The following is a 12,352-nucleotide window of genomic DNA, read 5'->3' as shown; positions in this document are numbered from 1 at the left end:
ATCCACCATCGCCGTCCGACGCCGTCGGCGCGGCAGGGATCAGGAAGCGCCGTCGGCGCGCAGCGGGTACACGTTGCCCCGGGCGGCGTCGCGCAGCGACCCGAGCACCGCGGCGATCTTGTCGGCGGGCATCGGCTTGAAGAAGTGGTAGCCCTGCGCCGCGGTGCAGCCCAGCTCGGCCAGCGCGGTGCGCTGCTCGGCGGTCTCGACGCCCTCGGCCACGACCCGCAGCCCCAGCTCGTGGGCCAGCCCGACGGTGGTCCGGACGATCGCCGCCGCCTCGGGTGAGTCGGCCATCCGGAGCACGAACGACCGGTCCACCTTCAGCTCGTCCACGGCGATCCGGGTGAGGAACGTCAGCGAGGAGAAGCCGGTGCCGAAGTCGTCCACGGCGAGCTGCACACCCATGGCGCGCAGCGTGGTGAGCACCTCGTCGATGACCTCCAGCTCGCTCATCACCACCGTCTCGGTGATCTCCAGGACCAGCCGGTGCGGCGGCACCTGGTGGCGGCGCAGCGCCTCGTCGATCTCGGCGGGCAGTCGCGGGTCGAGCAGGCTGCGCGCCGACAGGTTCACCGAGATGGGGACGTCCAGCCCTTCCCGTGCCCACCCGGACGCCACGGCCAGCGCCTTGTCCAGCACGTACCGGGTGAAGCTGCCGAGCTGCTCGCTGTTCTCCACCGGGCGGATGAAGTCGGCCGGGCCGAGCCAGCCCCGGCGCGGGTGCCGCCACCGGATCAGCGCCTCCACGCCGGTCGGCGCGCCGGTGGCCAGGTCCACCGCCGGCTGCAACGCCAGCACCAGCTGGTCGTCGGCGGCCAGCGCCTCCCGCATCTCCGCGAGCAACGCCAGGTGGTCGGTGCTCGCCGCGTCGCGGGAGCTGTCGTACACGGCGACGCTGCCGCCGCCCTCCTTCGCCTGGTACATGGCGATGTCGGCGCGACGCAGCAACTCGGTCAGGTCGGCCGCCCCCGCGTCGGCCACCACCACGCCCACCGCCACCTCGACGGACATCCGCACCCCGGCCACCTCGGTCGGGGCGGCGAGACGTTCGGCGACCTCCCGGGCCTGGCGCAGCGCGTAGGCCAGCGGGGCCGCGCGGTCCTCGACCATCGGCACCGAGGTGAGCAGCAGGGCGAACTCGTCGCCGCCGAGCCGCCCGAGCAGGTCACCCGGCCGGGTCAGCGCGGCGAGCCGGTTGGAGGTGAGCCGCAGCAGCTGGTCGCCGGCCGAATGCCCGAGCGTGTCGTTGACCTCCTTGAACTGGTTCACGTCGAGCAGCAGCAGGGCCACCGGGTGGTCGTGCGGGCGCTGCCGCAACGCCTCGTCCCCCTTGGCGAGCAGCGCCGCCCGGTTCAGCAGGCCGGTGAGCTGGTCGTGCACCGCGTCGTACGACGAGCGGGCGGTGACCAGTCGCAGCTCCCGGTGGGTGGCGGCGTCGTGCAGGGCGGCGGCGAGCGCGTCCCCGAAGGCCGCCACGCCGTCGCGTTCCCGGGCGCTCGGCGGGGCGGACCGGGCGAACCGCACCCGCAGCCGGCCCACCTCGGCGGGGCCCACGACGAGTTTCCGCACCAACTCGTGCTCGGCGACCCCGGCGCACCCGACGGGTTCCACCTCCCGGTCGCGGACCTGCCCGCCACGATCGGCCCGGTACCGGCGCCAGCGCCCCTCTCCCCGGGCCACGTCGACCTCGACCAGCTCGGCGCCGAACAGGTTGAGCGCGCCGGTCACCGCGGCGGTCGCCACGCCCCGCTCGTCGAGCTGGTTGAGCGCGGCGGTGGCCTCGGCGAACGCCCGCCAGGTCCGCCGCTCCTGGTCGGCCCGCAGCCGGTGCCGGTAGGTCTGCTGGAGCAGCCAGAGCGGCGGCGGCAGGAGCAGCAGCCAGCGCGCGTCGAGTTCGAGCAGCGCGACCACCACCAGGCCGACCGCCACGTTGCCGACGAACATGAGCAGCTTGCCGCGCAGCGCGGCGAACAGCGGCGGCCCCATCGGGATGCCGTGCCGCAGCGCGAGCGTCACGGCGCCCAGGAAGGCGGTGGTGAGCAGGTACGTCACCGCGGCGGCGGTGAGCGTGAGCGCCAGCTCCGGGGTGGGCGCGGCGAGCAGCGGCGGGCCGAGGGCGGTCGCGACGGCCGCTGCCAGCGCGGTGGCGGCGGTGAGCGAGCCCGCGATCCCCGCCAGCTCCAGGGCCGGTCGACGGTCCGAGACCACCGACATGACGGTCCAGGCGGCGCCCGCCCCGAGCAGGGCCGCGGCCGGGAGCCAGCCGGCCGGCACCAGCCAGAGGCAGACCACCAGCGCGGCCTCGCCCCAGGTGATGCTCACCATGCCCGACGCGGTACGGAAGCGCAGCCGGGCGAGCTGGGCCACCGCGAACGCGACAGTGGCGATACCGAACCGCGCCGGGCCGGGCAGCGGCTGGTCCACCGGAAGGTGCGACGGGACGACGAGGCCGAGCACGGCGGCCAGCAGACCGGTGAACGCGACCGCGACGGTCAACACGACGACGCCCGTCGGTGTCCCGCGCAGGCCGACCCGGTCCGGGGGACGGTCGGCCGGCTCGGTGGTCACGGGGCCGCCCCGTCACCGGGCCGGGCGGGGGCATGGCCGGGGGCCGGTGTTGCCTTCGACATCGGCGTCCCCCTTCCGCGCAGGGTCCGGGGCCTGACGGTCCCCCCGGCGGAAGGCTAAGCCAAAGCCGGTGGTCGCAACAGGGGGCGACGACCGGCTTGGGCGTGATTCACGCGGTGTTCAGCTGTTCCGGCGCTGCTGGGAGCCGCTGGGCGCGTTCGTCGGTGAATCCTGCTCGACGAGCCCTTCTGTCGGATCGGCGACTGCGGAATCGGCCCGGTCCGGGCCGCCCTGCTGCGGGAAGCGGTCGGGCAGCCGGCGCAGCCGGGCGTTCATGTTGCGGATCAGCAGGACGGTGACGGTGGCCAGCGCGAGGATGAGGAAGAGGCCCATCGGACCGGCCAGACCACCCGTGCGGGTGTCACCGAAGTTGTTCTGCGCGAGCACCTCGACGGTGGTCAGCATGGTGTTCCTCCGATGTGCGACTGAGCACCAGGGTAGACCCCGGCCGGGTCAGTGGGCACGGCACGCCTCACGGACGCCCGCGAACAGGTCGGACTCGGGCAGCGGGCTGTCCAGCAGCGATCGGGCGAGTTGGAAGTCCTCCGTCGGCCAGGCGCGCTTCTGCAGCTCCATCGGCACCTGGAACCAGAACCCGTCCGGGTCGATCTGGGTGGCGTGGGCGCGCAGGGCGTCGTCGCGGACCGGGAAGTAGTCGGCGCACTCGACGCGGGTGGTGATCCGCGCACCCTTGTCGGGGCGCTCGTCCCAGCGCTTCATCCACTCGCCGTACGGCGACTCGAGCCCGGCGGCGAGCACCGCCTCGTGGAGGCTCATGATCTTGGCGCGGGAGAAGCCCACGTCGTAGTAGAGCTTGAGCGGCTGCCACGGCTCGCCCAGCTCGGGGTGACGCTCCGGGTCACCGGCCGCGTCGAACGCCGCCACGGTGATCTTGTGCGTCATGATGTGGTCGGGGTGCGGGTAGCCGCCCTCCTCGTCGTACGTGGTGACGACGTGCGGGCGGAACTGCCGCATCAGGCGCACCAGCGGCGCGGCGGCGGCGTCCACGTCCTGCAGGGCGAAGCAGCCCTCCGGCAGCGGCGGCAGCGGGTCGCCTTCGGGCAGCCCGGAGTCGACGAAGCCCAGCCACGCCTGCTCGACGCCGAGGATGGCCCGGGCGGCGTCCATCTCGGCCCGCCGGATGTCACCGATGTTGGCCCACACGTCGGGGCGGTCCATCTTCGGGTTGAGCACGCTGCCCCGCTCGCCACCGGTCGCGGTGACGACCAGGACGTCCACCCCCTCGGCGACGTATTTCGCCATGGTGGCGGCGCCCTTGCTCGACTCGTCGTCGGGATGGGCGTGCACCGCCATGAGACGCAGCTGTTCTGCCACCTTCGGCGCTCCTCGTCTGTGCCCGCCGACCCACGTCCGGTCGGCTGACCTGCCGGAATCTCCCCCCGCGCCCGCGAAAGCCCCCGTGACGGCCGGTCGGGGGCCGCCACCGGAGTGGCCAGGGCCACGCCCGCCGGTCCAGGCCGACCTGCCATCCTTGACTCAGCGCCGGGCTGGGAAGATGGACCTAGCCATTCTTGCCGATGCCGCCGACAACAACGCCAGGAGATACCCGCCGGTGAGCGAGACGCACGCCACAGTCGCAGCGGGAGCGCCGGTCTTCCCGCCCGGCCGGTACGGCCGACGCCGGGAGCCGGGCCGCCGCCGGCCCCTCCTGCTCGCCCTGACGGTGACGGTCCTGCTCGCCGTCCTCGGGCTGGGCGCGGCGAAGCTCTACTACCAGTACGGCGACCCGGAGTACCAGGGCGAGATGATCAGCTACTCCGACATCACCGACTCCCGGGTGACTGTCGACTTCCGGGTCACCGTGCCGCCGGGTGGCTCCGCCACCTGTCTGCTGCGGGCCCGCTCGCACGACGGCGCCCAGGTGGGCAGCGTCGAGACCACGGTGACCGCCGAGCCGGGCCAGCGCCACATCCGGACCCGCCAGGAGGTGCCCACCAGCGCCCGGCCGTTCATCGGCGAGGTGTTGCGCTGCCGGCCGGCCGGCTGAGCCGGAGCGCCGGCGAGCCGCCGGCAACCGCACCCCGGTCCCGCCGCCGGCACCGGGGTGATTGATCACACCTCGACGTGTGCGGCACTGGTAGCCTTGCAAGTTCACCTGTCAGCCAGTCCGCACCAACCGAGGAGACCGCCTGTGTCCACAAATGGAAACGAGGCGCCCGCCACCTGGCTGTCCCAGGACGCCTACGACCGTCTGCAGGCAGAGCTCGACGAGCTGATCGCCAATCGACCGGTCATCGCCGCCGAGATCAACGCCCGGCGCGAGGAGGGCGACCTGCGGGAGAACGGTGGCTACCACGCCGCCCGCGAGGAGCAGGGCAAGGCCGAGGGTCGCATTCTCTACCTGAAGGAGCTGCTGCGCACCGCCAAGGTCGGTGAGGCTCCGGACACCGACGCGGTGGCGCCCGGCATGGTCGTGAAGATCTACTTCGACGACGACGCCGACGACAGCGAGACGTTCCTGCTCGGCTCGCGGGAGATCGCCGCCACCACCGACCTGACGGTCTACAGCCCCGAGTCCGCGCTCGGCCGAGCCATCCTCGGCGGCAAGGCAGGGCAGACCTGCACCTACACCGCTCCCAGCGGCGCCGATATCAAGGTGACGATCGTTTCCTTCGAGCCGTACAGCGGCTGACCTTCCGGACCCGCGCCGGATGGCTCGGGTCCCGAACCCGACCGAGGCTGACAGGCTCCTCGGACCCGAGCCGCACACCCGAACGCCCCGCCCGGATCATCCGGCCGGGGCGTTCGCGTTCACCGTGAATGCTCAGCCCTCGCCGGTGAAGACCACCTGGTAGCCGCTGGCCCGCAACGCGCTGATCAGGGTGTCCGAGTGCTCCACCCCGCGTGTCTCCACGGACAGGGCCACCTCCACCTCGCCGAGACGCAGGTGCGGGTTGGCCCGCTGGTGCACCACGTCCACCACGTTGGCCCGGTGCTCGGCGATCTCGCCGAGCAGGGAGGCGAGCTGGCCGGGCCGGTCCGTGCAGCGCACCGTGATCCGCAGGAAACGGCCGGCCGCCGCCAGGCCGTGCTCGATCACCCGGAGCATGAGCAGCGGATCGATGTTGCCGCCGGAGAGCACCGCGACCACCGGCGTGGTCACCTCCACCGCGCCGGCCAGCAGCGCCGCCACGCCGACTGCGCCGGCCGGCTCGACGACCTGCTTGCCGCGTTCCAGCAGCATCAGCAGCGCCCGGGAGATGTCCTCCTCGGAGACCGTGACGACCTCGTCGACGAACTTGCGGACGTGCGTGAAGGTCAGCTCCCCCGGTCGGCCGACGGCAATCCCGTCGGCGATCGTCGCGAACGAGGGCAGACGTACCGGCTCGCCGGCCCGCAGCGAGGGCGGAAAGGCGGCGGCGCTCGCCGCCTGGACCCCGATCACGCGTACGTCGGGACGCAGCGCCTTGGCCGCCACCGCCACCCCGGAGACCAGCCCGCCACCGCCCACCCCGGTCACGATGGTGCGCACGTCCGGGCACTGTTCGAGGATCTCCAGCGCCACAGTGCCCTGCCCGGCGATCACGTCCGCGTGGTCGAACGGGTGGATGAACACCGCACCGGTCCGCTCCGCGAAGGTCTGCGCCGCGACGAGCGACTCGTCGACCGTGTTGCCGACCAGCTCGACCTGCGCGCCGTACCCCTTCGTCGCGGCGACCTTCGGCAGCGGCGCGTTCACCGGCATGAAGACGGTGGCGTGCGCGCCGACCAGGCCGGCGGCCAGCGCCACCCCCTGGGCGTGGTTGCCGGCGCTCGCCGCGACCACGCCGCGGGACCGCTCCTCGGCCGAGAGCCGGGAGATCCGCACGTACGCGCCGCGCACCTTGTACGACCCGGCGCGTTGCAGGTTCTCGCACTTGAGCCAGACCGGCCCGCCGAACGCCGCGCTGAGCGGCCGGGACGGCTCCAGCGGGGTGGTACGGGTGACACCGCCGAGCAGTTCCCGCGCGGCTTGAACGTCGGCGAGACCGACCAGTTCCGTCATGCCCCGATCGTGCCATTCGGTCCCGGCGGAACCTGCGGCGACATGGCCGGCGGCGCGCCCGGCACCGCGGCGGCGGGGGCGGACCAGCCCGGGTGACCGGCCGAGCCGGGCCAGCCGGGCCACGCCGGCACGGCCCGCGCGAGCCGGTCCTGCTGGGCGGCGGAGATCCGGCGGACCAGCACGACGAACGCGATCCCGGCGATCAGACAGGCCACCGCCGGCGTCAGCCGGGGCGCGAGCGCCTCCTCGTAGAAGCGCACGTACGTGCCGAACTCCGCGTCGTTGCGGGGCAGCTCGGTCAGCCGGTCGTACCGCTGCTGCTCGGCCCGCGCGACGAACCGGTCACCGATCAGGAACACCAGCCAGCTCACCCACCACACTCCGACCAGCCACGACTGGCGGCGCTGCCACACGCTGTTGCGGAGCAGGTCGGCGAGCACCCGGGCCGGCACGACGAAGTTGGCGAACGGCACCAGCCACCCGGCGATCGCCCACGCCGGACTCAGGTTCGGCACGGCGCCCGGGAAGGCGTCCAGGTTCTTGCGTGCCCGCCAGGTCCAGATCACCACGAGCGTCCCGGCGGTCAGCAGGGCGAGCAGGTAGGGAAGGGTGAACAGCACCTCGACCAGCACGACGCCGAGCAGCACGTCCCGGTCGAGCTGCTCGGCGGCCGAGCGGGCCATCTCTGCGCCCACCAGGGGGAACAGGGCCGTCAGCAGGTAGCACAGGGTGGCGGCGCCGACCGCGAACGCGCTGGCCACGGCCAGTCCGCGTACGCCGTAGGTGGGCGCGCCGGGGGCCACGGCGGGCTGGCCGACGCGCGTTCCGCAACGCTGGCACTCCTCGTAGGCCGGGGACGTGGCGTCCCCGCAGGTCTGGCAGTGCATCGGGGACCGTCCGAGATGGTGTGCGCGACAGGGGCGCGCACACGCTAGACGATCACGCGGCGGCCGGCGACCCCGTATCGATCCGGGGGTAGCCGGGGGCGTGCCGCGCCCACGGCGCCTGCATCTCGAACTGGCCGGCCACGCCGAGCAGCAGCAGCTCCGAGCCGGGCGGGCCGACGAACTGCACGCCCACCGGCAGCCCGTCCGGGCGGCGGCCGACCGGCACCACGATCGACGGCAGCCCGGCGATGTTCCACGGCGCCGCGTACGGGGCGTACCTGATGTTCGCCGACATGTTCGCGAGCCAGGAGCGGCCGGACCAGCCGGCGGCCTCCGGCGGCGGCCCGGCCAGCGCCGGGGTGAGCAGCAGGTCGATCGAGTTGTCCGCGAAGAAGTTCACCGACCGTTCGCGCCAGGCGGTCCGGTCGGCCTCCCGCACGTACCCCCGGCGCTGCGCCCACTCGCCCAGCGTGACGTGCCGGCGGCTGCGCCGCTGGAGCTGGCGCGGGGCGACCCCGGCGGCGCGCACGTCGGCGGCGGCCGCCGCGAACCACGTGGCGATGCCCTGCAGGCCCAGCCGGGTCGGGTAGACCGGGTCGGTGGGCACGGTGTCGTGACCGGCGGCGGCGAGCAGCCGGCCGGCGGCGGCGACCGCGTCCCGGTTCGGCCCGTCCGGGGAGACGCCGCGCACCGGCGAGCGCAGCGAGACGCCGACCCGCAGCCGCGCCGGTGGGACCAGCTTGTCCGGCCGGCGACCGGCGAGCACCGAGAAGCCGACCACCGCGTCGGCCACTGTGCTGGTGAGCATGCCGTGCTCGGTCAGGCCGAACCAGTCGTCCGCGCCGAGCTGGCAGGGCACCACGCCCCGGCCGGGCTTGAGCCCGACCAGGCCGCAGCAGGCCGCCGGAATACGGATCGAGCCGAGGCCGTCGTTGCCGTGGGCCATCGGCACCAGCCCGGCGGCCACCGCGGCGGCCGCGCCGCCGGAGGAGCCGCCGGGGGTACGCGTCGTGTCCCACGGGTTGCGGGTGGCCCCGGTGGCGTCGTCGGTGAGCGCCCACAGGCCCAGTTCCGGCATCCGGGTCACGCCCAGGATCACCGCGCCCGCGCCGCGCAGCCGCCGGACCACCTCGTGGTCGGCCTCCGCCACGCCGGTACGCATCGCGGCCGACCCGTTCCACGTGGGCAGGCCGGCCACCGGCGTGTTCTCCTTGACCGCCACCGGCACGCCGGCGAGCGGGAGGTTCGCCAGTTCCTCCTGCTCGTCGACCTTCTCGGCCTCGGTGATCGCCTCACCGCCGCGTACCGTGCGGAACGCGGCCAGCTCGGCGTCGACCCGGGCCACGTGATCCAGGTGGTCGGCGACGACCTGGGTGGCGGAGACGTCGCCACGGCGTACCGCCCGGGCGATCTGTTTCGCTGTCGCACCGACCCACGTCGTCGGCAAGATCTCCGGCACTGCCACCCTCCCCAGCCAGCGGTCAGCCCAGGGCCTGCTCCAGATCGGCTAGCAGGTCGTCGACCGTCTCGATGCCGACAGACAGTCGCACGAGATCGCCGGGAACTTCAAGCGGCGAGCCCGCAGCGCTCGCGTGTGTCATCCGGCCGGGGTGCTCGATCAGGGACTCGACGCCGCCGAGCGACTCGGCGAGCACGAACAGCCGGGCCCGGTTGCAGATCTCCACGGCGTGCTCCTCGCCGCCCGCCGCGCGGAACGAGATCATGCCGCCGAACCGCCGCATCTGCTTGGCGGCCACCTCGTGCCCGGGGTGCGACGGCAGGCCCGGGTAGATGACCTGCGCGACCTTCGCGTGGCCGTCCAGGTAGGCCGCGATCCGCTCGGCGTTGTCGCAGTGCCGGTCCATCCGTACCCCGAGGGTCTTGATGCCGCGCAGGGTGAGCCAGGCGTCGAACGGGCCGTTGATCGCGCCCATCGCGTTCTGGTGGTAGCGCAGCTCCTCGCCGAGCGCGCGGTCCGCGGAGACGAGCGCGCCGCCGACCACGTCGGAGTGTCCGCCGACGTACTTGGTGGTGGAGTGCACCACCACGTCCGCGCCGAACGCGATCGGCTGCTGCAGGTACGGCGAGGCGAACGTGTTGTCGACCACCAGCAGCGCGCCGGCGTCGTGCGCCACGGCGGCCAGCGCCGCGATGTCGGCGATGCCGAGCAGCGGGTTGGTCGGCGTCTCCACCCACACGATCCGGGTGGCGCCCGGTCGGATCGCCGCGCGCACGGCGTCCGGGTCGGAGACCTTCGCCGGGGTGTACGCCAGCCCCCAGCGCTCGGCCACCTTGGCGAACAGCCGGTAGCTGCCGCCGTACGCGTCGTCCGGGATCACCACGTGGTCGCCCGGCTTGCAGACGGTCCGCAGCAGCGTGTCCTCGGCGGCCAGCCCGCTGGCGAAGGCGAGCCCCACCTGGCCGCCCTCCAGCGCCGCCAGGCATTCCTGGAGCGCGTCCCGGGTGGGGTTGCCGGAGCGGCTGTACTCGTAGCCCTCGCGCGGCGCGCCGACGGCGTCCTGGGCGTACGTGCTGGTCTGGTAGATCGGCGGAATCACCGCGCCGGTGCGGGCCTCCGGGGCCTGACCGGCGTGGATCGCGAGTGTCTCGAAGCCGTGCCTCATGCCGCAGACGTTAGTCCGCCCGCCTCTCCCCCGCGCCCGGTAGCCCAGGCCCGCCGCCCCCGCCCCACAGGCGGGGTCGGCGGGCGGCACCTAGGCTGGGAGAGATGAGCGGGTGTGTGTTCTGCGGGATCGTGGCGGGCGAGGTGCCGGCCGTCCGGGTCACCGACGAGCCGGACGGGGTCGCGTTCCTGGACACCCGGCCGGTGTTCAAGGGCCACGTGCTCGTCGTGCCCCGCACCCACCTGGTCACCCTGGCCGACCTGCCGGCCGACGCGCTGCCCGGCTACTTCCGGCTGGTGCAGCGCATCGCCGTGGCGGTGGAGACCGGTCTGGGGTCCGGTGGGACGTTCGTGGCGATGAACAACCGGGTGTCCCAGTCCGTACCGCACCTGCACACCCACGTGGTGCCCAGGACCAAGGGGGACGGGCTGCGCGGCTTCTTCTGGCCGCGTACCCGGTACGCCGACGACGCCGAGGCCGGGACGTTCGCCGGGCGGATCTCGGCGGCGCTGGCCTGACGTGAGCGCGGGCGGGTAAGGAACCGGGGGCCGACGCTGTTGCACGCTGGGAAAGCCAAGAGAGGAGTCCCACCGTGTTCCTCCGCCGCATGAAGGCCGAGATGATCTCTCCTGACCAGGCTCTGCCGGGCCGCCCGATCGCGATGCCGATCGCCGACCGGCACGAGGTCCTGCCGTCGACGCTCAAGGGCCCGTTCCCCGAGGGCGCGCAGGTCGCCGTCTTCGGCATGGGCTGTTTCTGGGGCGCCGAGCGGCTGTTCTGGACCCTCCCCGGCGTGATCACCACGTCCGCCGGTTACGCGGGTGGCTACACCACCAACCCGACGTACGAGGAGGTCTGCTCGGGCATGACCGGGCACGCCGAGGTGGTCCAGGTGGTCTACGACCCGTCGAAGATCGCCTACAAGGACCTGCTCAAGGTCTTCTGGGAGAACCACGACCCGACCCAGGGCATGCGCCAGGGCAACGACGTGGGCACCCAGTACCGCTCGGCGATCTACACCACCACCGACGAGCAGGCCGCCGCCGCGAAGGCGTCGCGGGACGCGTTCGCGCCGATCGTGGCCCGGGCCGGCAAGGGTGAGATCACCACCGAGATCGCCCCGCTCGGCGACTACTACTTCGCCGAGGATTACCACCAGCAGTACCTGGCTCCGACGAAGAACCCGAACGGCTACTGCAACCACGGCCCGAACGGGCTGAGCTGCCCGGTCGGCGTGGCCCGCACGGCGTAGCCAGACGGACTCGCCCCGATCGGGCCCTGCCCCTCAGGGCCCGATCGGACTGCCTCTAGTCGGTGCCTCCCTGCCGTTGTGCAGGGCGTTGGCGAGGGAACCCTTGAGGGGGTGCTGGCGGCTGGTCGGCGGGGATGGGCAGGGACGGATCTCGATGGCGTCGAAGGCCGCGCGGGTGTTGGCCGCGGCCTGGCGGCACAGTTCCTCCCAGCCTTTGGCCGCGTCGTTCGTGGCGAACCGCAACGTGTAGCCGCCGGGGCGGGCAGGCGGCGCGGCCCGGTCGCCGCGCTTCGCGCTCACCCGCCGGACGGGCGCGCGACCGGCCCGAAGTCGTCGGTGCTGGGCGCTGCCAGGACCCGGTGCAGGTCGGGGTCGGCGTGAACCTCGGCGGTGTGCCGCCACTCGGCGAGTAGTTGGGAGACCGCCGCGGTGCTGCCGACAGCTGCCGCCGCTGTGGCCGTGTGGATGAACTCGTCGGTCATCTGCTCGACGTCCCTGGGGGGCAGAAACCGCATCCAGGGCAGCACGGTCGGCAACGTCTCGCGGACCAGGGCGGGATCCCGACGTGCCAGGCCGGCCAGCAGCCGGGCGGTCAGATCGACCACCTCGCCCTCCGCCTTCGCCCGTTCCGCGGACATCAGCACCAGATCGGCGGCGTCGCGGCGACGCAGCCGTAGCGCACGGGTACGGGCCAGGCGTTCGGCCGTTTCGGCCGGCTGGCGTAGCAGCTCGGAGAACGGCACCGACTCCAAGGGCATCGACATGACATCAACACTACTTCAGAAGTAGCTGGCTGCGGTGTTCCTCACATCGGTGACGCGGCCCATTTCCGGCATCCGGCACCCGAGGGCGGGAACCGACGCCGCAGGCGGCGACCACCGTGCGTGACGGCGCATCGTAGCAACCTGTCACACGTTCGTCATCGTCTCAACAGGCGAACCGAAACAACCTC

Annotated in this window: 13 protein-coding genes; 4 read left to right on the top strand and 9 right to left on the bottom strand. The window is 73.3% G+C overall.

Annotated elements, in window-relative coordinates:
- Positions 1 to 39 precede the first annotated feature (39 nt).
- From FHU28_RS07595 to mca, 3 genes are all read right to left on the bottom strand, one after another.
- Positions 40 to 2,529: a putative bifunctional diguanylate cyclase/phosphodiesterase gene (locus tag FHU28_RS07595; RefSeq protein ID WP_184689331.1), complete on the bottom strand. Its 2,490-nt coding sequence runs from the start codon at positions 2,527 to 2,529 to the stop codon at positions 40 to 42.
- Between the two features lie 222 nt (positions 2,530 to 2,751).
- Positions 2,752 to 3,036 (bottom strand): hypothetical protein, encoded by a 285-nt coding sequence (locus tag FHU28_RS07590; protein WP_184682212.1) that lies wholly within the window; start codon positions 3,034 to 3,036, stop codon positions 2,752 to 2,754.
- 48 nt (positions 3,037 to 3,084) lie between these two features.
- On the bottom strand, positions 3,085 to 3,966 hold the full coding sequence (mca, locus tag FHU28_RS07585; RefSeq protein WP_184682211.1) for a mycothiol conjugate amidase Mca: 882 nt from the start codon (positions 3,964 to 3,966) through the stop codon (positions 3,085 to 3,087).
- 238 nt (positions 3,967 to 4,204) lie between these two features.
- Between mca and FHU28_RS07580 the strand changes: the two genes are divergently transcribed.
- Positions 4,205 to 4,639, top strand: a complete 435-nt coding sequence (locus tag FHU28_RS07580; protein ID WP_184682210.1) for a DUF4307 domain-containing protein — start codon at positions 4,205 to 4,207, stop codon at positions 4,637 to 4,639.
- A 144-nt stretch (positions 4,640 to 4,783) separates the two neighbouring features.
- A complete protein-coding gene (gene greA, locus FHU28_RS07575) occupies positions 4,784 to 5,284 on the top strand; it encodes a transcription elongation factor GreA (RefSeq protein WP_184682209.1) in 501 nt (166 codons plus the stop codon).
- Positions 5,285 to 5,416: 132 nt separating this feature from the next.
- Here the strand turns inward: greA and ilvA are convergent, their stop codons facing one another.
- From ilvA to FHU28_RS07555, 4 genes are read right to left on the bottom strand one after another with little or no spacing between them, the layout of a single operon-like run.
- Positions 5,417 to 6,637, bottom strand: coding sequence for a threonine ammonia-lyase (gene ilvA / locus FHU28_RS07570; protein ID WP_184682208.1), 1,221 nt, complete (start codon positions 6,635 to 6,637; stop codon positions 5,417 to 5,419).
- Complete coding sequence (locus FHU28_RS07565; RefSeq protein ID WP_184682207.1) at positions 6,634 to 7,524, bottom strand: DUF4328 domain-containing protein; 891 nt, start codon at positions 7,522 to 7,524, stop codon at positions 6,634 to 6,636. Before FHU28_RS07565 ends, ilvA begins: the two co-directional genes overlap by 4 nt.
- Positions 7,525 to 7,576: 52 nt before the next feature.
- Positions 7,577 to 8,989, bottom strand: a complete 1,413-nt coding sequence (locus FHU28_RS07560; RefSeq protein WP_184682205.1) for an amidase — start codon at positions 8,987 to 8,989, stop codon at positions 7,577 to 7,579.
- A 16-nt stretch (positions 8,990 to 9,005) separates the two neighbouring features.
- Positions 9,006 to 10,148, bottom strand: a complete 1,143-nt coding sequence (locus FHU28_RS07555) for a cystathionine gamma-synthase (protein WP_184682203.1) — start codon at positions 10,146 to 10,148, stop codon at positions 9,006 to 9,008.
- Positions 10,149 to 10,252: 104 nt separating this feature from the next.
- On the opposite strand from FHU28_RS07555, the gene FHU28_RS07550 reads away from it, so the two are divergent.
- A complete protein-coding gene (locus tag FHU28_RS07550; protein WP_184682201.1) occupies positions 10,253 to 10,666 on the top strand; it encodes an HIT family protein in 414 nt (137 codons plus the stop codon).
- Positions 10,667 to 10,740: 74 nt separating this feature from the next.
- Positions 10,741 to 11,400 (top strand): peptide-methionine (S)-S-oxide reductase MsrA, encoded by a 660-nt coding sequence (gene msrA, locus FHU28_RS07545; RefSeq protein WP_184682199.1) that lies wholly within the window; start codon positions 10,741 to 10,743, stop codon positions 11,398 to 11,400.
- Between the two features lie 33 nt (positions 11,401 to 11,433).
- Here msrA and FHU28_RS07540 read toward each other — a convergent pair whose 3' ends face one another.
- Complete coding sequence (locus FHU28_RS07540; RefSeq protein WP_184682197.1) at positions 11,434 to 11,700, bottom strand: hypothetical protein; 267 nt, start codon at positions 11,698 to 11,700, stop codon at positions 11,434 to 11,436.
- Complete coding sequence (locus FHU28_RS07535) at positions 11,697 to 12,164, bottom strand: hypothetical protein (RefSeq protein WP_184682195.1); 468 nt, start codon at positions 12,162 to 12,164, stop codon at positions 11,697 to 11,699. The genes FHU28_RS07540 and FHU28_RS07535 overlap by 4 nt, the downstream gene beginning before the upstream one ends.
- Between the last annotated feature and the right edge of the window lie 188 nt (positions 12,165 to 12,352).

Origin of the sequence: Micromonospora echinospora (assembly GCF_014203425.1) — a bacterium.
Taxonomy (GTDB): Bacteria; Actinomycetota; Actinomycetes; order Mycobacteriales; family Micromonosporaceae; genus Micromonospora; species Micromonospora echinospora_A.
This window is presented reverse-complemented; position numbering and strand designations above follow the sequence as displayed.